The 388-nt window shown below is 66.0% G+C and carries 1 protein-coding gene; it reads right to left on the reverse strand.

Annotated elements, in window-relative coordinates; genetic code table 11:
- A partial coding sequence (locus P0D96_RS48485; RefSeq protein WP_408321491.1) for an enoyl-CoA hydratase/isomerase family protein occupies window positions 1-388 on the reverse strand: 388 nt, incomplete at both ends.

Below are 388 nucleotides of genomic sequence, written 5' to 3' on the forward strand. Positions count from 1 at the left end.
GTCGGCATCGGGCAGTGCCCGGTTCACATAGCCATAGGCTTCGGCCTGGTCGGCACGGAGGTCTTCCGAACCCAGAAGCACCTCCAGTGCGCGGTTACGGCCAATGAGTTGGGGCAGTCGGGCCATAGGGCCGCCGCCGGCGACCATCCCCACACCCACCTCCCATTGCGAAAGGATAGTCTTTTCGCGACTGGCGAAACTCATGTCGCAAGCGAGCGTGATCTCGCTGCCATTGCCCGTCGCTCGGCCGCGGATCAGGGCGATGGAGACGACGGGCGCGCGCGTCAGTCGTACAAGGAAGTCGGGCCACTGCGGCAGGCCTGTAGGCCCGGGCGGCATGGCCGTCAGGTCCGCGAGCCCGGCGTCGAAATCCGCGTGATTCAGAAAG

This window comes from Paraburkholderia sp. RL17-347-BIC-D, from assembly GCF_046027915.1.
In the GTDB taxonomy this organism is placed as follows: Bacteria; Pseudomonadota; Gammaproteobacteria; order Burkholderiales; family Burkholderiaceae; genus Paraburkholderia.